At 71.8% G+C, this 18,722-nt stretch carries 17 protein-coding genes; 11 read left to right on the top strand and 6 right to left on the bottom strand.

What is annotated here, in order from left to right; translation table 11 throughout:
• Window positions 1-8 precede the first annotated feature (8 nt).
• A complete protein-coding gene (locus tag D6270_RS21680) occupies window positions 9-716 on the top strand; it encodes a uridine kinase (RefSeq protein ID WP_109163955.1) in 708 nt (235 codons plus the stop codon).
• A gap of 527 nt (window positions 717-1,243) precedes the next feature.
• On the opposite strand, the gene D6270_RS21670 is transcribed toward D6270_RS21680, so the two are convergent.
• Window positions 1,244-2,044, bottom strand: a complete 801-nt coding sequence (locus tag D6270_RS21670) for a SigE family RNA polymerase sigma factor (RefSeq protein WP_109163957.1) — start codon at window positions 2,042-2,044, stop codon at window positions 1,244-1,246.
• 217 nt (window positions 2,045-2,261) lie between these two features.
• Between D6270_RS21670 and afsQ1 the strand changes: the two genes are divergently transcribed.
• The 5 genes from afsQ1 to D6270_RS21645 all read left to right on the top strand — a co-directional run bounded on the left by afsQ1 (window position 2,262) and on the right by D6270_RS21645 (window position 6,229).
• On the top strand, window positions 2,262-2,939 hold the full coding sequence (gene afsQ1 / locus D6270_RS21665) for a two-component system response regulator AfsQ1 (RefSeq protein WP_204117197.1): 678 nt from the start codon (window positions 2,262-2,264) through the stop codon (window positions 2,937-2,939).
• Window positions 2,936-4,498: an ATP-binding protein gene (locus D6270_RS21660; RefSeq protein WP_109163959.1), complete on the top strand. Its 1,563-nt coding sequence runs from the start codon at window positions 2,936-2,938 to the stop codon at window positions 4,496-4,498. Before afsQ1 ends, D6270_RS21660 begins: the two co-directional genes overlap by 4 nt.
• Before the next feature lie 101 nt (window positions 4,499-4,599).
• Window positions 4,600-5,253 (top strand): hypothetical protein, encoded by a 654-nt coding sequence (locus tag D6270_RS21655; protein WP_225977073.1) that lies wholly within the window; start codon window positions 4,600-4,602, stop codon window positions 5,251-5,253.
• A gap of 70 nt (window positions 5,254-5,323) precedes the next feature.
• Complete coding sequence (locus tag D6270_RS21650; RefSeq protein WP_204117198.1) at window positions 5,324-5,890, top strand: VanZ family protein; 567 nt, start codon at window positions 5,324-5,326, stop codon at window positions 5,888-5,890.
• A gap of 132 nt (window positions 5,891-6,022) precedes the next feature.
• Window positions 6,023-6,229: a PspC domain-containing protein gene (locus D6270_RS21645; RefSeq protein ID WP_109163961.1), complete on the top strand. Its 207-nt coding sequence runs from the start codon at window positions 6,023-6,025 to the stop codon at window positions 6,227-6,229.
• A gap of 87 nt (window positions 6,230-6,316) precedes the next feature.
• On the opposite strand, the gene D6270_RS21640 is transcribed toward D6270_RS21645, so the two are convergent.
• Together D6270_RS21640 and D6270_RS21635 are read right to left on the bottom strand one after the other, a co-directional pair.
• Window positions 6,317-6,619: a hypothetical protein gene (locus D6270_RS21640; protein ID WP_109163962.1), complete on the bottom strand. Its 303-nt coding sequence runs from the start codon at window positions 6,617-6,619 to the stop codon at window positions 6,317-6,319.
• A 134-nt stretch (window positions 6,620-6,753) separates the two neighbouring features.
• On the bottom strand, window positions 6,754-7,908 hold the full coding sequence (locus D6270_RS21635; protein WP_109163963.1) for an adenosine deaminase: 1,155 nt from the start codon (window positions 7,906-7,908) through the stop codon (window positions 6,754-6,756).
• Window positions 7,909-8,021: 113 nt separating this feature from the next.
• Between D6270_RS21635 and D6270_RS21630 the strand changes: the two genes are divergently transcribed.
• Window positions 8,022-8,783 carry an alpha/beta hydrolase gene (locus D6270_RS21630; protein WP_109163964.1) on the top strand — a complete coding sequence of 254 codons (762 nt, stop codon included), beginning with the start codon at window positions 8,022-8,024 and terminating at the stop codon, window positions 8,781-8,783.
• 211 nt (window positions 8,784-8,994) lie between these two features.
• Here D6270_RS21630 and D6270_RS21625 read toward each other — a convergent pair whose 3' ends face one another.
• Complete coding sequence (locus tag D6270_RS21625; protein WP_109163965.1) at window positions 8,995-9,948, bottom strand: LysR family transcriptional regulator; 954 nt, start codon at window positions 9,946-9,948, stop codon at window positions 8,995-8,997.
• A 62-nt stretch (window positions 9,949-10,010) separates the two neighbouring features.
• Here D6270_RS21625 and D6270_RS21620 point away from each other — a divergent pair, with 62 nt between their 5' ends.
• The 3 genes from D6270_RS21620 (at window position 10,011) to D6270_RS21610 (ending at window position 13,404) form a co-directional block, all read left to right on the top strand.
• Window positions 10,011-11,321: an MFS transporter gene (locus D6270_RS21620; protein WP_109163966.1), complete on the top strand. Its 1,311-nt coding sequence runs from the start codon at window positions 10,011-10,013 to the stop codon at window positions 11,319-11,321.
• Window positions 11,322-11,508: 187 nt separating this feature from the next.
• Complete coding sequence (locus tag D6270_RS21615; protein WP_109163967.1) at window positions 11,509-12,225, top strand: L,D-transpeptidase family protein; 717 nt, start codon at window positions 11,509-11,511, stop codon at window positions 12,223-12,225.
• Between the two features lie 141 nt (window positions 12,226-12,366).
• The gene (locus tag D6270_RS21610) at window positions 12,367-13,404 is read left to right on the top strand and encodes a sigma-70 family RNA polymerase sigma factor (RefSeq protein ID WP_109163968.1); all 1,038 of its coding nucleotides are present in this window, start codon (window positions 12,367-12,369) and stop codon (window positions 13,402-13,404) included.
• Window positions 13,405-13,417: 13 nt separating this feature from the next.
• Here the strand turns inward: D6270_RS21610 and D6270_RS21605 are convergent, their stop codons facing one another.
• Window positions 13,418-13,771, bottom strand: a complete 354-nt coding sequence (locus tag D6270_RS21605) for an STAS domain-containing protein (protein ID WP_109163969.1) — start codon at window positions 13,769-13,771, stop codon at window positions 13,418-13,420.
• Between the two features lie 147 nt (window positions 13,772-13,918).
• Between D6270_RS21605 and D6270_RS21600 the strand changes: the two genes are divergently transcribed.
• Window positions 13,919-17,254, top strand: a complete 3,336-nt coding sequence (locus tag D6270_RS21600) for a S8 family peptidase (protein ID WP_109163970.1) — start codon at window positions 13,919-13,921, stop codon at window positions 17,252-17,254.
• A gap of 100 nt (window positions 17,255-17,354) precedes the next feature.
• On the opposite strand, the gene D6270_RS21595 is transcribed toward D6270_RS21600, so the two are convergent.
• A complete protein-coding gene (locus D6270_RS21595; RefSeq protein ID WP_109163971.1) occupies window positions 17,355-18,632 on the bottom strand; it encodes a thymidine phosphorylase in 1,278 nt (425 codons plus the stop codon).
• Window positions 18,633-18,722: the final 90 nt, after the last annotated feature.

Raw genomic sequence — 18,722 nt, 5'->3', positions numbered from 1 at the left:
GTTGAGGTGTGACGCTGGATACCAACAGGAGGCCCGGGTGGTCCCCTGCGCGGGTCAATGCCTCACACTTCTGTTCTGTGAGTTCCCGTTCCCTCCCGATCCCGACCCGCGTCGTGCTGCTCGCGGGCCCCTCCGGCTCCGGCAAGTCCGTCCTGGCCGCCCGCACCGGCCTCCCGGTGCTGCGCCTGGACGACTTCTACAAGGAGCACGACGACCCGACGCTGCCCCGGGTCCCGGGCTCCACGGACATCGACTGGGACTCCGCCGCGTCCTGGGACGCGGACGCGGCGGTGGCGGCCATCGCCGAGCTGTGCCGGTCCGGCCGTACGGACGTTCCGGTGTACGACATCGCCACCAGCTCCCGTACGGGCCGTGAGGGCTTCCACATCGAGCGCTCGCCGCTCTTCGTGGCCGAGGGCATCTTCGCGGCCGACATCGTGGGCCGCTGCCAGGAACTGGGCCTGCTGGCGGACGCGCTCTGCCTGCGCGGCCGTCCCTCCACCACGTTCCGCCGCCGCCTGGTCCGGGACCTGCGCGAGGGACGCAAGTCGGTCCCGTTCCTGCTCCGCCGAGGCTGGCGCCTGATGCGGGCCGAACGCCGCATCGTGGCCCGCCAGACGGCGCTGGGGGCGTATCCGTGCGCCAAGGACGAGGCGCTGGGCAGACTGGCGGCAGCGGCGGCGGGGCGGTGCCGACGGGTGACGGTGCCGGAGTAGCCGCCTCGACCGGTGGCGGGGGCCGCGCAGCCGAAGGTCTGGACGGCGGCCTTCATGAAGGGGGCGAAGTAGGTGTCCCGCTTCGGCAAGTCCTCGTGGCGCTTGCCCGCCTCCAGGGGATGACGGACGACTTCTCGACCCTGCGCCTCGTGTCCGTCAGGTCGTCGTCATCCGGGCCGTCCCCCTCGGCATCCGGACGGTGCGGCCCCGGGAGCACCGCGTCCACCTGCTCCGGCGCCGGACGCGTACGGCCGGCTGCTCGCGCTGTGCCCACTCGCTCACTTCCTGGTTCGCCGGGGCCGGGGACACCGGCGCCGACCACACCGTAACGGCCATGGCGCACAGCGAACGGGGCCGTACAGGACCCCCCGGCCCGTACGACCCCGCTGCGTTTCCCCCGTGTCCCGCGCCTCCCCCGAAGCGACGGGCCGTTCCCCCGTGTTTCCCCCGGACCCCCTCGGATCCCGTTTTCACTGCTCCCCCGTGGCCCCTGCCTCCCCCGATGCAGTGGCCGTTCCCCCGTAGCCTCAGGCCACCAGCTCGCCGAAGGACTCCTGCTCGTCACGGCCGAAGCTGAGGACCTCGTCCTCGCGCAGCCGGCGGAGGGACCGCCAGATGCTGGACTTCACCGTGCCGACACTGATGTCGAGGATCGACGCGATCTCCGGGTCGGTGCGGCCCTCGTAGTACCGCAGGACCAGCATCGTGCGCTGGAGTTCGGGCAGCCGGGCCAGTGCCTGCCAGAGCACCGCCCGCAGCTCCGTGCCGCGCATCGCGTCCATGTCGCCCACCGTCTCCGGCAGCTCCTCGGTCGGGTATTCGTTCAGCTTGCGCCTGCGCCAGGCGCTGATGTGCAGGTTGGTCATGGTGCGGCGCAGATAGCCGCCGACCGCCGCCTTGTCGCTGATCCTGTCCCACGCCCGGTAGGTCGAGAAGAGGGCGCTCTGCAGCAGGTCCTCGGCCTCGAACCGGTCGCCGGTCAGGTGGTAGGCGGTGGCGTACAGGGAGGCCCGCCGCTCCTGGACGTAGGCCGTGAACGCCGCTTCGGCTCCCTCGGTCTCCGTCCGGGGGCGGTCCCCCGTGACCTCCCCGTACGCGCTTCCCCCGTTCTCCCCCGTGCTTTCCCCCGTGGGGGCGTCGACCACCGTCATGTACGTCGTACGCGGCTGCTCCGCGGCCGACTGCGACGGCAGGTACGGACGCCCCGCGCTCCGAACGCACCCCCGCACGTTCATCACGCTCATCGCACCGGACTTCTCCGTGTTCCGGCCGACATCGTGGAGACGCGTCGCAACTGCGCTTGAGCCGGTGCTGTGCAGTGCGTTCATCTCGCGCCCCCTATCGGTGGGAATCGGTGAAGTCCTTCGTTCGTTTCCTGCTGACCAAGAGCTTGCCGGGGCAGTTTCATGGCGCTGTCCCCCGACTGTCACAGGCCTGTCACAGGGGCGGTCGCGGCCGTGCCCAACGGTGGATCGCGGGTGCGTCCGGACAATGGGAGGGGCCACAGGTCGAACTGAAGCGCCACCATGGGCCAGAATGACGCTCGTGCCTTTCCTGTTGCTGATCGAGGACGACGACGCCATCCGCACGGCCCTCGAACTCTCGCTGTCACGCCAGGGCCACCGTGTGGCCACCGCGGCGACGGGAGAGGACGGCCTGGAGCTGCTGCGCGAGCAGCGCCCCGACCTGGTCGTGCTGGACGTCATGCTGCCCGGGATCGACGGTTTCGAGGTGTGCCGGCGTATCCGGCGCACCGACCAGCTGCCGATCATTCTGCTGACCGCGCGCAGCGACGACATCGACGTCGTGGTGGGACTGGAGTCCGGCGCGGACGACTATGTGGTCAAACCCGTCCAGGGCCGGGTGCTGGACGCCCGGATCCGGGCGGTGCTGCGCCGCGGGGAGCGCGAGTCGACCGACTCGGCGACCTTCGGCAACGTGGTCATCGACCGCTCCGCCATGACCGTCACCAAGGGCGGTGAGGATCTTCAGCTCACGCCGACCGAGCTGCGGCTCCTGCTGGAGCTGAGCCGCCGGCCCGGCCAGGCCCTCTCCCGCCAGCAGCTGCTGCGCCTGGTGTGGGAGCACGACTACCTGGGTGACTCACGGCTGGTGGACGCCTGTGTCCAGCGGCTGCGCGCCAAGGTGGAGGACGTGCCGTCCTCGCCGACCCTGATCCGTACGGTGCGGGGCGTGGGCTACCGGCTGGACCCGCCTCAGTGACGGAGAGGACCAAGCGGTCGATCCGGGCGGGCCTGCGCTGGACCAGCCTGCGGCTGCGGCTCGTCGTGGTGTTCGCGCTGGTCGCGCTGACCGCCGCGGTCTCCGCGTCGGGGATCGCGTACTGGCTCAACCGCGAGGCCGTGCTGACCCGTACGCAGGACACCGCTCTCGACGACTTCCGGCGGCAGATGCAGGAGACGGCTGCGACGCTGCCGGTACGGCCTCCCAAGGACGCTCTCCAGCGGGCCGCCGGGCAGATGGCCTCCGGCGGCCCCGGCTACAACGTGCTGCTGGAGGACGAGCGTGAGCGCGGCAAGCCGATCGTCGGCTACTCCGACCTGGACGCCTTCACCCTGAACGACGTACCGGACTCGCTGCGCGAGCAGGTGGCCCGCAAGCAGCCGCTGAACTCGAACAACGAGCACGAGTACCACCTGTTCTGGCAGCGTACGAGCATCGCGGGCACCCCGTACCTCGTCGCCGGTACGCGGATCATCGGCGGCGGCCCCACCGGGTACATGCTCAAGTCCCTCGACCAGGAGCGGCAGGACCTCAACTCGCTGGCCTGGTCGCTGGGGATCGCCACCACCCTGGCGCTGATCGGTTCGGCGCTGCTGGCCCAGGCCGCCGCGACGACGGTGCTGCGCCCGGTGCAGCGGCTCGGCGACGCGGCCCGCAAGCTCGGCGAGGGCAAACTCGACACCCGGCTCACCGTCTCCGGTACGGACGAACTCGCCGATCTCTCCCGTACGTTCAACCGGACCGCCAGCTCGCTGGAGAAGAAGGTCGCGGACATGAGCGCGCGGGAGGAGTCCAGCCGGCGGTTCGTCGCCGACATGTCGCACGAGCTGCGCACCCCGCTGACCGCGATCACCGCGGTGGCCGAGGTGCTGGAGGACGAGGCGGACAGCCTCGACCCGATGATCGCGCCCGCCGTGCACCTCGTGGTGAGCGAGACCCGGCGGCTGAACGACCTGGTGGAGAACCTGATGGAGGTGACCCGCTTCGACGCGGGCACCGCGCGGCTGGTCCTGGACGACGTGGACGTGGCCGACCAGGTCACCGCGTGCATCGACGCGCGGGCCTGGCTGGACGCGGTGGACCTGGACGCGGAGCGCGGCATGATGGTCCGCCTCGACCCGCGCCGCCTCGATGTGATCCTGGCCAATCTGATCGGCAACGCGCTGAAGCACGGAGGTTCGCCGGTGGGGGTCCGGGTGCGGACCGAGGGCGAGGAGCTGGTCATCGAGGTACGGGACCACGGTCCTGGTATCCCCGAGGAGGTGCTGCCGCATGTCTTCGACCGGTTCTACAAGGCCAGCGCCTCCCGGCCGCGTTCGGAGGGCAGCGGGCTCGGCCTCTCCATCGCCATGGAGAACGCGCACATCCACGGCGGTGACATCACGGCCGCCAACTCCCCCGACGGCGGTGCGGTGTTCGTCCTGCGGCTGCCGCGCGACGCCGAGAAGCTGACGGGGGGCGGGGCGTCGTCGGACCAGGACCCGAACGGGCGGGACGAGGGGGCCGGGGGCAAGGGCGAGGACGGTGGGGTGTCGTGACGGGCAGGGGTGCGGGTACGGGTGCGTTCCGGCTGCGGTGGCGTGCGGCTGCCGCGACGTCCCGGCCGCCGACGCGTGCGGCCGGCGTGTCCCGGCTGCCGATGCGCGCGGCCGTCACGTCCCCGTTGCGGTCCCGTGCGGCCGTCGCGTCCCGGCTGCGGGCCCGTGCGGTCTTCGCGCTCGGTGCCGTGCTGGCCGTCGCCGCGCTCGCCTCGGGGTGCGGGATCCGGACGACGTCCGTGCCCGTGGACGCCGGTGCCGCGCCCTCCCGGGGGCCGTGCAAGGTGGCCTCGGGGGATGTCACGACCCGGTCGCCGGACAGCGTGGCGGCATCGGTGTACCTGCTCTGCGCCTCGCAGCTGGTGGCCGTGGACCGGCCGGCGCCCGCCGGTGCGGCCGGCTCGGACCGGCTGGTGGCCGCCCGCGCCCTGCTGGAGCAGGTGCAGCAGGCGCCGCCCGAGGACGAGCGCGTGGCCGGGTTCGCCACGGCGGTCCCCTCCGAGCTGCGGGTGGGGCCCTCCCGCGCGGACGACCCGGCGGGCACCCTGCGGCTGAGCAGCCAGCCCGAGGACCTGTCGACGGAGGCGCTGGCGCAGCTGGTGTGCACGTACGCGGAGAACGAGGCGCTCGTGGCGGGCGGCACGGTGGTGCTGGGCGGGCCCGGCGATTACCCGCCGCGCGGCTATCTGTGCACCTCGCAGACGAAGTCCCGGCCGCAGGACGTGACGACCCCGGACGCACTCGAACTGAACTGAGGGCCGGTACGCCGCAGACCCCGGCGAAGTCGCCGGAACCGATCCCCCCGCCCGGGGCGTCCTGGTGGGTGTGCGTCAAGGTTCGGACGGTCAGACCGTCATCCGCTTCCGCGCGGCGGGGGTCACTCTCCTCTTCGCGCATCTGCTGCTCGTCGGGTGGCTGACGCTGCGCCCGCTGGACGTCCCCTGGACGACCGCCGCCAACTTCGAGCCGCTCGCCTCCATCAGGGCCGACCTCGCGCTGGGCCCGGCCGAGGCCGCGCGGCGGATCGGCGGGGCGCTGGTCCTGCTGGCCCCGCTCGGGGTGCTGCTGCCGATGGCCGGGGGGCGGGTCTTCGTCTCCCCCTGGGTGTCGCTGCTGCGGACGGTGGCGGCCGGGGCGCTGATCTCGCTCGCCATCGAGCTGGGTCAGACCGGGGTGCCGGGCCAGGTGGTCGACATCGACTCGGTGCTGCTGAACACCACCGGCGTGGTCCTGGCCCATCTGCTGGTCGTCCCGGTCTGCCGGGCGCGGCTGCGCCGCCGGGGGGTGCCGGGCGTACGGGACCTTCCCCGGTACCGGCAGGAGGCCCGTCTCAGGGACGAGGCCCCTGGGGGGTCGACCCCGACGATTACCAGGGTCGGCATCGCCCCGTAGAGCGATGCTTTGTCCCTCCCGGCGGATGCACCATGGATACATCGGGAGCAGCACAGACCGGCTCCCGGCTTCCCGGCGGAGCAGGACACGACAGACCCGCTCCCACCGCTACGTATCGCGAAGGAGCCCACCATGGCCGCACTGGTCCGCCCCACCGAAGGACGCATGATCGGCGGAGTGTGCGCGGGGCTGGCACGGCGCTTCGGCACCTCGGCCTCCACGATGCGCGTCATCTTCGTCGTCTCGTGCCTGCTGCCCGGTCCGCAGTTCCTGGTCTATCTGGCCCTGTGGGCGCTGCTGCCCGCGGAGAAGTCCTCCTCGTCCGCGACGGCCTGGTGACGCGACCGGCCGCAGCGGGCTCCGGACATGACGGTGGGGCGCACACCCTGGTCAGGGTGTGCGCCCCACACGCGTCCGCGGGTGCGGTCAGCCGCCGAGCGGGATGCCGTTGGCGGTCAGGCCCTGCGTGGGCAGTCCACCGAGCAGGCCGGTGACCGGGGCGGCGGCGTCGGTGGCGTCCCCGCCGAGGACCTTGCCGACGGTCTCCTGGACCGGAGCGTTCTGGGCGGTCTTGGCGACGGTGTCCAGCGCCATGGTGGAGACGGGGAGCGCGCCGGCCGCGGTGTCGAGGGGCAGCGAGGGGGCGGCGGAGGCGCTCCCGGCGGCGGCAGCGGCGAAAGCGGCACCGAGGGCGGCGACACCGAGAGTCTTGGCAGCGGTCTTCTTCATGAAGAATTCATCCTTGGGGAAGGGGATGTGAGCGGCTCTGCACGGTAGTCATCCCGCGGCCCCGGCCGCAAACATCCCGACACGCGGAAAATGGCCGGGATTTCGCGTCCCGGCCATCTCCCACGCCCCGAACGTCAGCTCGCCGCGGCGACAGAACCGCTGGTCACGGCTGTCTGCCGGAAAAGCCACTCGGACTTCAGCTCGGCGTAACCGGGCTTGACGACCTCGTTGATCATCGCGAGACGTTCGTCGAAAGGAATGAAAGCTGATTTCATCGCATTGACGGTGAACCACTGCATGTCGTCGAGTGTGTATCCGAATGCGTCGGTCAGCAGCTCGAATTCACGGCTCATACTCGTCCCGCTCATGAGGCGGTTGTCCGTGTTCACGGTGACGCGGAAATGCAGCTTCCGCAGCAGTCCGATGGGGTGCTGCGCGTACGAGGTGGCGGCGCCGGTCTGGAGGTTGGACGTCGGGCACATCTCCAGCGGGATGCGCTTGTCCCGTACGTAGGAGGCGAGGCGGCCGAGGGAGACCGAGCCGTCCTCCGCGACCTCGATGTCGTCGATGATCCGCACGCCGTGGCCGAGCCGGTCGGCGCCGCACCACTGGAGGGCCTGCCAGATCGACGGCAGGCCGAAGGCCTCGCCCGCGTGGATGGTGAAGTGGTTGTTCTCCCGCTTGAGGTACTCGAACGCGTCGAGGTGGCGGGTGGGAGGGAAGCCGGCCTCGGCGCCCGCGATGTCGAAGCCGACGACGCCCTGGTCGCGGTAGCTGTTGGCGAGCTCGGCGATCTCCAGCGCGCGGGCGGCGTGCCGCATCGCGGTGAGCAGGGCGCCGACGCGGATGCGGTGACCGTTGGCGCGGGCGATGCGCTCGCCCTCGCGGAAGCCCGCGTTGACCGCCTCGACGACCTCTTCGAGGGTCAGGCCGCCCTCCAGGTGCTGCTCGGGGGCGTAGCGGACCTCGGCATAGACGACGCCGTCCTCGGCCAGGTCCTCGGCGCACTCCGCGGCCACCCGGAAGAGCGCGTCGCGGGTCTGCATGACGGCGCAGGTGTGGGCGAAGGTCTCCAGATACCGGGGCAGCGAACCGGAGTCGGCGGCCTCGCGGAACCAGATGCCGAGCTTGTCGGCCTCGGTCTCGGGGAGGGAGTCGTAACCCTGCGCGCGGGCCAGCTCGATGATCGTGCCCGGGCGCAGGCCGCCGTCGAGGTGGTCGTGGAGCAGCACCTTGGGGGCGCGCCGGATCTGGTCGGAATCAGGGACATTCGGGGTCTGGCTCGTCATCTTGGCACTCTAGCGCCTACGCGCGTAGAGCGCCTGTCGGCGCTTTCCGTCGATGCGCAACAGTGACCGGAAAGTCGGGTGGAGTACACCTGCTCTTCTGAGACTGTTCTGTCATGGCACAGCGCGCACTCCCCCTGCCTGCCGCCAGGCTGGGACGGGCCGTACAGACGGCCGGAGCACCCTACGAGGTCAGCGGCGTGGCCCTGCTGCTCCCGGACGGGGAGCCCGACTCACGGCGCCGCCCCTCCCCCCTGTCGTACGCGATCCAGCTGCCGTTCGCCCGTGCGCTGGCGCGCGCCGGGGAGGGCGACGGGCTCGCGGTGCACGTCCTGCGCTACCGCTGCCGGGGCTGGAACGACACCGACGCGCATCCGGCGCAGGACGCGGCCTGGGCGGCCGACGAGGTCCAGCGGCGGTACGGGGACGTCCCCGTCTGCCTGGTGGGCCACGGGATGGGCGGGCGGGCGGCGCTGCGGGCCGCCGGGCACGGGGCGGTCACCTCGGTCCTGGCGATGGCCCCCTGGCTGCCGGACCACACCGCCGCCGAGCCGGAGCCGGTGAAGCAGCTCATGGGGCGGCGCGTACTGATCGTGCACGGCACCAACGACGAGCGCACGGACCCGGAGTTGTCGTACCGGCTGGCCGAGCGGGCGAAGAAGTCCAACCGCGACACCTGCCGCTTCGAGGTCCACTCCGACGGCCACGCGCTACGCCAGCACCGCTCCGAAGTGGTGGCGCTGGCGGCCGACTTCGTACGAGGCTCCCTCTTCGCCCGCTCCTACGCGCGCCCGGTCAAGGACGCCCTGGCCGCACCGCCGCCGCTGGGGCTGCGGATGCCGCTGGCGGCGGGGTTCGGCCGGTCGCTGCGGCACTGAGCGACGCCGTACGCAGGAGCCGTCGGGCCGTGCGCACGCCTGCCGGCCTCTGCGGCAGCGGCACCATGGCCGAGCCGGCGACGGCCGCGAAGGTGACGCCCTTCAGACCCGGGCCCCCGGGCAATCGGGGGGAGGCTGGATGCACCGGCCCGTGGTCGCCCGCTGTGCCCATGGGAGCCCGCCCGTCCCCGTTCGAGCTGTCCGGTTCTCCTCAGTCCGGCAGCAGGTTCCCCCGCCGCGAGAGCAGGAACCGCTTGAAGGCGGCGACCGGCGGGGTGTCCGGGTGGCCGTCCAGCCAGGCGACGCCGATCTCGCGGACCGCGCGCGGGGCCGTGACCGTCAGCTCGACCACGCCCGGGCGGGCCACGGCGGGCGGGGGCAGCAGGGCGACGCCCAACCCGGCGGCGACCAGGCCGCGCAGGGTTTCGGCCTCCTCGCCCTCGAAGGCGACGCGCGGGGTGAAACCGGCCTCCGCGCAGAGGTCGTCGGTGATGCGGCGGAGCCCGTAACCGGGTTCGAGCGTGACGAAGGTTTCGTCGGCGGCCTCCGCGAGGCGGATGCGGCGGCGGGAGGCCAGGCGGTGGTCGTCGGGGACCACCAGGCGCAGGCGCTGTTCGTCGAGGCGGCGGGTGACCAGGTCGGGAGCGTCGGGGACGGGTGAGGTGAGGCAGAGATCGAGGCCGCCCGCGCGGAGGCGTTCGATCATCGCCTCGCCGTAGTTCTGGACGAGCTGGAAGCGGACCTTGGGGTGGTCGGCCCGGAAGGCGCGGATCAGGGCGGGTACGGTCTCCGAGCCCATGGTGTGCAGGAAGCCGAAGGAGACCCGGCCGGTCGTGAGGTCGGCGTCCGCGCGGACCGCGTCGGCGGCCTTCTCCACCTCGGCCAGGGCGCGTTCGGCCGAGGTGAGGAAGGTGCGGCCGGCCGGGGTGAGCGAGACCGTGCGGCCCTTGCGGGCGAACAGGGCGACACCCAGGTCCGCTTCGAGCCGGACCATGGCCCGCGAGAGCGTGGACTGCGGGACGCCGAGCTCGTGTGCGGCGCGGGTCACATGCTCGTGGCGGGCCACCGCCTCGAAGTACGCGAGGCGGGGCGCGAGGACGGCCCGGATGTCTTCTTCGTAACTGCTCGGTGACAGCCGGGGCTGTGAGCTGCGTTGATGCACCATGGGATCGATTATGGCGGTTTCGTGCATTGGACGCATGAAACGTGTCGCTCTACGTTCGTCGTATGCCTCCCGCCGATACCGGGGCATCCACCGTCGTCGTGGATGCCTCTGCCCCGTCGTCCCCCGTCATCACCTCCCGCGCCGCCGCGCCCGCCGCCACCGAGCGGCTGGAGCCCGGCCGCCCCGGCTACCGCAAGATGAGCTTCGCGCTCTTCGCCGCGGGTGTCGCGGCCTTCGCCCTCCTCTACTCCACCCAGGCCCTGCTGCCCGCGATCTCCGCCGCGTACGGCGTGAGCGCGGGTCAGGCGAGCTGGACGGTCTCCGCGGCGACCGGCGCTCTGGCGCTGTGCGTGCTGCCGCTGAGCGCCCTGTCGGAGCGGTTCGGGCGGCGGCAGATGATGACGGCCTCGCTGACGGTCGCGGTCCTCGTCGGGATGCTGGTGCCGTTCGCCCCCTCGATCGGCTGGCTGATCGCGCTGCGGGCCATCCAGGGGGCGGCGCTCGCCGGGCTGCCCGCCTCCGCGATGGCGTATCTCGCGGAGGAGGTACGGCCCAAGGCGCTGGTCGCCGCGATCGGGCTGTTCGTCGCGGGCAACAGCATCGGCGGCATGAGCGGCCGCATCCTCACCGGCTGGGTCGCCCAGCTGTGGGGCTGGCGCGCGGCGCTCGCGGCGGTCGGGCTGCTGGCGGTGGCCTGCGCCGTGGCCTTCCACTTCCTGATCCCCAGGGCGCGCCATTTCCAGCCCGGTTCGCTGAACCCGAAGCGGCTGGCGCGGACCGTCGCCACCCATCTCTCCAACCCGCTGCTGGTGCGGCTGTACGCGATCGGCGCGCTGTTCATGACGGTGTTCGGCGCGGTCTACACGGTGATCGGCTACCGGCTGGTCGAGGAGCCGTTCTCGCTGCCGCAGGGCATCGTCGGGTCGGTCTTCCTGGTCTACCTGGTCGGTACGGTCTCCTCCGCCGCGGCCGGACGGCTGGTGGCCCGGCTCGGCCGCCGGGGCGCGCTCTACCTCGCCGTCTCCACCACCACGGCCGGGCTGCTGCTCTCGCTCGCCGGCCAGCTGGCCTCCGTACTGCTGGGTCTGGTGCTGATCACGGCCGGGTTCTTCGCCGGGCACGCGGTCGCCTCGTCCTCGGTGAGCCGGACCGCGACGACGGGCCGGGCGCAGGCCTCCGCGCTCTACCAGTCGGCGTACTACCTGGGCTCCAGCGCGGGCGGCACGCTCGGTGCGGTCGCCTTCCACGCGGGCGGCTGGGCGGCGACGGTGGCGCTGGGCCTGCTCGCGGTCCTCGGCGTCGTCTCCATCACCCTGTACGGGACCCGGGTGGCGCGGGCCGAGCGGCGGGCACTGGTGCCGGCGACCCGCTGACCCCTCGAAAGCCCGATCCAGAGTTGCCGGAGTCCGGAGTTTCCGGCGGCCCGTTCCGCAGTACGCCATTCCGGCTGTGCGGGAACGCGACGCAACCGAGACCTGCCCCCGTGCAACCACCCCTCCCCTTCGCGCGTCTACCAGGCGTAACCACAAAACCACTGTGGGCGAAGGGGAGTTGGGTCACATGGGAGTGATGGCGAAAGTACCCGGAGGGCGGCTGCGACGCGGGGCGGCGCTCTCCGTGGCCGGTCTGGTGGCGGCACCCGCCCTGGTCCTGGGCACCGGCACCACGGCCCAGGCGGCCTCCTGCACCACCTCCACCGGGCCGCACCAGAAGCAGGTCGAGAAGTTCCTGAAGCGGCCCGTAGACGGCAAGCAGTCGGCGGCCGACTGCAAGGCGATCCAGAAGTTCCAGAAGGCCCACGGGATCACCCCCACCATCGGCTACGCAGGACCGCTGACCTGGCGCACGATGAACACGATGCTCGCCCAGAAGGCCGCCGGGAAGAACCCCGACAAGGCCGGGAAGTGTCCCACCGACAAGGGGCGTATCGCCTGTGTCGACCTGACCCGGCAGCTGAGCTGGATCCAGGACGGCAAGAAGCTGAAGTACGGGCCGGTGCCGGTGCGGACCGGTCGCGACGGCGCGGAGACCCGGACCGGCGCCAAGAAGATCTACTGGCGCAGCATCAACCACTGGTCGACGATCTACAAGGTGTGGATGCCGCACGCGCAGTTCTTCGACGGCGGCCAGGCGTTCCACTCGGTCACCAAGTCCATGTACAACCCGCCGGGCTCCGGGGGCTGCGTCAACATGCGCCCCGCCGACGCGAAGGCATACTGGAAACTGCTGAAGAACGGCGACGATGTCTACGTCTACGGGCGCAAGCCCGGGACCTGACCGGGCCTGGCCGGCGATCGCCCATCGGCCTCATTCCTCCTCTGTTGTCAGTGGCCTGCGGTAGCTTCCGACGTACCGGGTGAGCTTCGGACGTACCGGGTGACGGATGCCGCGGCGCGGCCGCTGGACAGGGGTGGAGCGATGAGCGATCTGACGACGAGGACGGCCGCGGGGGCGGGGGCCGGCGCTGCGGACGGAGCGGGCCCCACGGATGTCGACGCCCGTCTCGAAGGCCACCGGACCGAGCTGACCGGGTACTGCTATCGGATGCTCGGCTCCGCCTTCGAGGCCGAGGACGCGGTGCAGGACACGCTGGTGCGGGCCTGGCGCAACTTCGACAAGTTCGAGGGCCGCTCGTCCCTGCGCTCCTGGCTCTACCGGATCGCCACCAACGTCTGCCTGGACATGCTGAGCGCGGGCAACAAGCGGGCCCGTCCGGTCGATCTGACGGGCCCGACCCCGCTCGCCCAGGCCGCGCTCACCCCCCGCCCGGAGAACGTCTGGCTGGAGCCGATGCCGGACGGCCGCATCCTGCCGAGCGTCGAGGACCCGGCGGAGGCGGCCGTGGCGCGGGAGTCGGTGCGCCTGGCGTTCGTCGCCGCCCTCCAGCACCTGCCGCCCAAGCAGCGTGCCGTGCTGATCCTGCGCGAGGTGCTCGCCTGGAAGGCCGCCGAGGTCGCCGAGCTGCTGGAGACCTCCGTCGCCTCGGTCAACAGCGCCCTCCAGCGGGCCCGCGCCACCCTGACGGAGACGGAGGGGCGGGTCCCGGACGCGGCGGACCCCCTCGACGAGGAGCAGCAGAAGCTTCTGGAGCGCTATGTGAAGGCGTTCGAGGGGTACGACATGGCCGCCCTGACCGCGCTGCTCCACGAGGACGCGGTGATGACGATGCCGCCGTTCGACCTGTGGCTCCAGGGGACCTCGGACATCACGGGCTTCATGACCACCATCGGCGCGGCCTGCGCCGGCTCCCGGCTGGTGCCCGTGGCGGCCAACGGCTCCCCGGGCTTCGCGCACTACAAGCCCGACCCGGAGGGCGGCGGTTTCGTGCCGTGGGCGGTGCAGGTCATCGACGTCCGGGACGGGGCGATCTCGGGGATGCACTGCTTCCTCGACGTGGAGCGCTGGATCCCGCTGTTCGGCCTGGCCGACCGGCTTCCGGCGGCGGACGGGGGCTGACCTGCCCGGGCGGTCACGGCCCCGGCACCCGCTCCTCCGGCCCCTCCAGGGCGACCACGTCCGCCAGCCCCACCAGGTCCAGCAGCCCCTGGAGTTCGGGGCCCACGCGGCGCAGCCGCAGCTGCCGCCCGGCCCGGCGGGCGACGAGCGCGAGCCGGGCCACCGCCTCGACCAGGGTCAGGTCCGCCCGGTCCACGCCGCCCACGTCGCACGCGACCGGCGCGGCGCCCCGGGGGCCGTTCAGCAAGGTCTCCAGCTCCGCGCAGAGGGCCGGTACGGCATCACGGGTGAGATGTCCGGGGACGACGAGGACGATCGGATCGATGGCTGCCACAACGGGAGGACCGGTCCGGCGACCGAAACTCATCGCCGCGGGGCGGATTTCCGGCCAGAGAGAGTCAACTCACAACTCGTACACATCCCTTGCGAACCTCTTCACGATTTTCACCCTCTAGATTGAGTGAACGGTTCAGAGGAACCGCCTCATTCTCCAGGGGGAGAGTTGCACAGACACGTGAAGAGGGTGGGGGTCCCGGCTGTCGCCGCGGCTGCCGCCGTCGCGCTCGCCGCGGGCATGACCACGCCCGCCGCCGCCCGCCCGGTCGCGCCCGCAACCGCGGGCAAGGCGGTTCCGGGCAAGGCCGCGCACCAGCTGACGCTGATCACCGGTGACCGGGTGTCCGTGGACGCCAAGGGCCGGGTCGTGGGCTTCGAGCCCGCGGAGGGGCGTGCCGGGATACCGGTGCACAAGCAGATACGTGACGGGCGCACGCTCGTCGTACCCGCCGACGCCCAGCGGCTCATCGCCTCGGGCAAGCTGGACCGGCGGCTGTTCGACATCACCGAGCTGAACCGGCCGGAGAACCGCCGGGCCCAGAAGAAGGACCTGCGGCTCATCGTCAGCTACCGGGGCGCGCAGAGCGCCCGGGCGAAGGCGGAGGTCCGGGACGCGGGCGCCACCCGGATCGGCCGGAGCCTGACCTCGCTGAACGCGGAGTCGGTCGAGACGCCGAAGGCGGACGCGCCGGACCTGTGGCAGGCGCTCACCAGCGAGCGGACCGGTGAGGTCCAGCGCACCACCGCCGCCGGCGTCGACCGGATCTGGCTGGACGGCAGGCGCAAGGCGTCCCTGGACCGCAGCGTCGCCCAGATCGGGGCGCCCACCGCCTGGCAGGCCGGCTACACCGGCAAGGGCGTCAAGATCGCGGTCCTGGACACCGGTGTGGACGGGACCCACGACGACCTCAAGGGCAAGATCGCCGCGGCGAAGAACTTCACCAAGTCGCCCGACCTCAGGGACCGCATCGGTCACGGCACGCACGTCGCCTCGATCGCCGCGGGCACGGGCGCCAGGTCCGGTGGCACGTTCAAGGGCGTCGCCCCGGACGCCGAACTGCTGGCCGGCAAGGTCCTCGGGGACGACGGGTACGGCGACGACTCCGGCATCCTGGCCGGGATGGAGTGGGCGGTCGCCCAGGGCGCCGACATCGTCAACCTGAGCCTCGGCGGCGAGGACACCCCCGGGGTGGACGCGCTGGAAGCCGCGGTCAACAAGCTCTCGGCCCAGAAGGGCGTCCTGTTCGCCATCGCGGCGGGCAACGAGGGCAGCGGCGCGGGCACGATCGGCTCGCCGGGCAGCGCGGAAGCCGCGCTGACCGTCGGCGCGGTCGACGTGAACGACAAGCTGGCGGGCTTCTCCAGCCGTGGCCCGCGCGTGGGCGACGGCGGCGTCAAGCCCGATGTCACCGCCCCCGGCGTGGCGATCACCGCGGCCTCGGCCAAGGGCTCCGAGATCGCTCAGGAGGTCGGCGAGAACCCGCCCGGCTACCTCACCATCGACGGTACGTCGATGGCCACCCCGCACGTCGCGGGCGCCGCGGCCCTGCTCAAGCAGCAGCACCCGGAGTGGACGTACAAGCAGCTGAAGAGCGTGCTGGCGTCCTCCACCAAGCCCGGTGCGTACACCCCGTTCCAGCAGGGTACGGGCCGGATCGCGGTGGACCGGGCGCTCACCCAGTCCGTCGTGAGCGAGCAGGCCTCGGTCAACCTCGGTGTGCAGCAGTGGCCGCACACCGACGACGTCCCGGTCTCCAAGCCGGTCACCTACCGCAACCTCGGCACCACGGACGTCACGCTCGACCTGACGGTCGACGGAACCGGCCCCAAGGGCAAGCCCGCCCCCGCCGGTTTCTTCACCCTCGGCGCCTCGCAGGTCACCGTGCCCGCGGGCGGCACCGCCCAGGTGGCGCTGACGGCGGACACCCGGCTCGGCGGCGCGGAGGTGGGCTCGTACTCCGCGTACGTCGTGGCCACCGGCGACGGCCAGAGCGTCCGCACCTCGGCCGCGGTCGACCGTGAGCGCGAGTCGTACGACGTCACGCTGAAGGCCATCGGCCGCACGGGCAAGGTCCCGGCCGCGGCGGACGTGGAGTTGGACGATCTGGGCGGGAGCGCCGGCGGCGCCTCGTTCACCTCGGCCCTCAAGAACGGTGTGGCCACGCTCCGGGTGCCCAAGGGCACCTACGTGCTGAACAGCAGCGTCGTCACGGACAAGAAGAAGACGTCGGACGTCGACTGGCTCGCCCAGCCGAAGCTGAGCGTCACGAAGAACACGACGCTCACGCTGGACGCCCGGAAGACCAAGCCGGCCGCCGTCACCCTGCCGGTGAAGGGGGCCAAGCTCCGCGGCATCCAGACCGAGTACTCGATCACGACCAAGCAGTACGACATCACCTACGGCTGGATGGTCGGTGCCAAGGGGACCCTCCGCACCGCCCACATCGGCCCGAAGGTCACCGACGGCTCGCTCAGCCAGCGGTGGGCCGGCAACTGGAACACGGGCGCGTCGGGCGACTACAGCATCGCGACCGGCGGCAAGGTCACCCAGTTCGCCACGGGCTTCAAGCGGACGTACAAGGCGAACCAGTTCGCCACGGTGAAGCTGACCATGGGCGTCGGCGCGGTCAAGAAGAAGACCGCCGAGGTCTACCCCGTCGCCACGCTGCCGGGCGGCTACGAGATGTACGGCGCGCCCGCGAAGCAGGCGCTGCCGGGCGTCCGTACGATCCGCCTCGCCACCACCGACAAGACCCGCTGGGCCCTGGACTTCGCCCAGGTCGGCGGCAAGGACAAGCAGGGCTACCCGGTCTACGAGGCGGCGTACTCCCTCGGGAACCCCGTCACCTACAAGGCCGGCAAGTCGTACGCGAAGACCGTGAACACCGGGGTCTTCGGCCCCCGGCTGAGCGGCTACGACGGTATCTACCGCGACGGCAACGAGATCGCCGGCCTCCTTCCGCTGCTGGCGGACGGCAAGGGCAACGACGGTGCGCCGGAGTTCTCCTCCGTCACGACGGTGCTCCACCGCAACGGCAAGAAGTACGCCCAGATGAAGGACCCGCTCCAGGGCTGGGACTACTTCACCGTTCCGGCGGCCGCCGCCGACTACAAGCTCACCTCGTCGGTGAAGCACAGCGCGAAGATCGGCGCGCTCTCCACCCGGGTCGACGTCAGCTTCTCGTTCCGCTCCAAGAAGGCGTACACGAAGCTGCCGGCCTCCACCGTCCGCTTCACCCCCGCGCTCTCCACGGACGGCCGGGCGGCGGCGGGCAAGACGGTCTCCGTGCCGGTGACGGTGCAGGGTTCGGCCGCCGGGAAGAACCTCAAGTCGCTGACGACGTACGTCAGTTACAACGGCGGCAAGACCTGGAAGAAGGTCACCGTGAAGAAGGGCAAGATCACGGTGAAGAACCCGGCCAAGGGCAAGGCCATCTCCTTCTCCGCCAACATCACCGACAAGAAGGGCAACAAGTCCTCGGTGAAGATCTACAACGCCTACCTGGGCAAGTGACCCGGTAGCACGGGAGGTTCACCCCGCCCGCACACAACGGCGGCCCGCCGCACGGAACTTCCTCCGTGCGGCGGGCCGCTCGCTCGTTCTCCGGGCCGCGTTACGCGATGCGCTCCCGCACCACCGGCAGCGGGGCGAACGGCGTGCCCGTCGGGGCGATGTCGTACGCGTCGGGCAGGGCCTTGAGCGCGTAGTCGAACTTCTCCGGGGTGTCCGTGTGCAGCGTCATCAGGGGCTGGCCCTCGGAGACCGTGTCACCGGGCTTGGCGTGGAGCTCGACGCCCGCGCCCGCCTGCACCGGGTCCTCCTTGCGGGCGCGGCCCGCGCCCAGGCGCCAGGCGGCGACGCCGACGTCGTAGGCGTCCAGGCGGGTCAGGACGCCGGAGGCCGGGGCCGTCACGATGTGCTTCTCGCGGGCGGTGGGGAGGGTGGCGTCCGGGTCGCCGCCCTGGGCCGAGATCATGCGGCGCCAGACGTCCATCGCGGAGCCGTCGGCGAGCGCCTTCTCGGGGTCGGCGTCCTTGAGGCCCGCCGCGTCCAGCATCTCGCGGGCGAGCGCGAGGGTGAGGTCGATGACGTCCTGGGGGCCGCCGCCGGCGAGGACCTCGACCGACTCCCGTACCTCCAGGGCGTTACCCGCGGTGAGACCGAGCGGGGTCGACATGTCGGTGAGCAGCGCGACCGTGCGGACGCCGCTGTCGGTGCCGAGCGCGACCATGGTGGAGGCCAGCTCGCGGGCGTCCTCGATGGTCTTCATGAAGGCGCCGGAGCCGACCTTGACGTCCAGGACGAGCGCGCCGGTGCCCTCGGCGATCTTCTTGGACATGATGGAGCTGGCGATGAGCGGGATCGCCTCGACGGTGCCGGTGACGTCGCGCAGCGCGTACAGCTTCTTGTCGGCGGGGGCGAGGCCGTCACCGGCGGCGCAGATGACCGCGCCGGTGGTGTCGAGGACGTTCAGCATCTCCTCGCCTGTGATGTGGGCCCGCCAGCCGGGGATGGACTCCAGCTTGTCCAGGGTGCCGCCGGTGTGGCCGAGGCCCCGGCCGCTGAGCTGCGGCACGGCGGCACCGCACGCGGCGACCAGCGGGGCGAGCGGCAGGGTGATCTTGTCGCCGACGCCGCCGGTGGAGTGCTTGTCGGTGGTGGGGCGGGAGAGCGCGGCGAAGTCCATCCGCTCGCCGGAGGCGATCATCGCGGCGGTCCAGCGGGCGATCTCGGTGCGGTTCATCCCGTTGAGCAGGATCGCCATGGCGAGGGCGGACATCTGCTCGTCGGCGACCTCGCCGCGGGTGTACGCGTCGATGACCCAGTCGATCTGCTCGGGGGTCAGCTCGCCTCGGTCCCGCTTGGTGCGGATGACGGAGATGGCGTCCATGGAAGTCCTTCCGGCCGGTGCGTACGCAGGAGTTCATCGGCGACTCCACGCGCATGGAGAGGGGGAATGGCGGTGGCCCTTCCGGGAGGG

Source organism: Streptomyces griseus subsp. griseus (assembly GCF_003610995.1).
Taxonomy (GTDB): Bacteria; Actinomycetota; Actinomycetes; order Streptomycetales; family Streptomycetaceae; genus Streptomyces.
Note: the sequence above shows the minus strand (reverse complement) of the source record. Positions and strands in the feature narration are given on the sequence as shown.

Excerpts from the sequence above, each read along its gene's own strand:
- D6270_RS21605 (WP_109163969.1), bottom strand. The coding sequence starts at position 13,771 with ATGAGTTTCGGTCGCCGGACCGGTCCTCCCGTTGTGGCAGCCATCGAT.
- D6270_RS21670 (WP_109163957.1), bottom strand. The coding sequence starts at position 2,044 with ATGAACGCACTGCACAGCACCGGCTCAAGCGCAGTTGCGACGCGTCTC.
- D6270_RS21625 (WP_109163965.1), bottom strand. The coding sequence starts at position 9,948 with ATGGTGCATCAACGCAGCTCACAGCCCCGGCTGTCACCGAGCAGTTAC.
- D6270_RS21620 (WP_109163966.1), top strand. The coding sequence starts at position 10,011 with ATGCCTCCCGCCGATACCGGGGCATCCACCGTCGTCGTGGATGCCTCT.
- D6270_RS21610 (WP_109163968.1), top strand. The coding sequence starts at position 12,367 with ATGAGCGATCTGACGACGAGGACGGCCGCGGGGGCGGGGGCCGGCGCT.
- D6270_RS21595 (WP_109163971.1), bottom strand. The coding sequence starts at position 18,632 with ATGGACGCCATCTCCGTCATCCGCACCAAGCGGGACCGAGGCGAGCTG.
- D6270_RS21655 (WP_225977073.1), top strand. The coding sequence starts at position 4,600 with ATGCGCGCGGCCGTCACGTCCCCGTTGCGGTCCCGTGCGGCCGTCGCG.
- D6270_RS21630 (WP_109163964.1), top strand. The coding sequence starts at position 8,022 with ATGGCACAGCGCGCACTCCCCCTGCCTGCCGCCAGGCTGGGACGGGCC.
- D6270_RS21645 (WP_109163961.1), top strand. The coding sequence starts at position 6,023 with ATGGCCGCACTGGTCCGCCCCACCGAAGGACGCATGATCGGCGGAGTG.
- D6270_RS21615 (WP_109163967.1), top strand. The coding sequence starts at position 11,509 with ATGGGAGTGATGGCGAAAGTACCCGGAGGGCGGCTGCGACGCGGGGCG.
- D6270_RS21635 (WP_109163963.1), bottom strand. The coding sequence starts at position 7,908 with ATGACGAGCCAGACCCCGAATGTCCCTGATTCCGACCAGATCCGGCGC.
- D6270_RS21640 (WP_109163962.1), bottom strand. The coding sequence starts at position 6,619 with ATGAAGAAGACCGCTGCCAAGACTCTCGGTGTCGCCGCCCTCGGTGCC.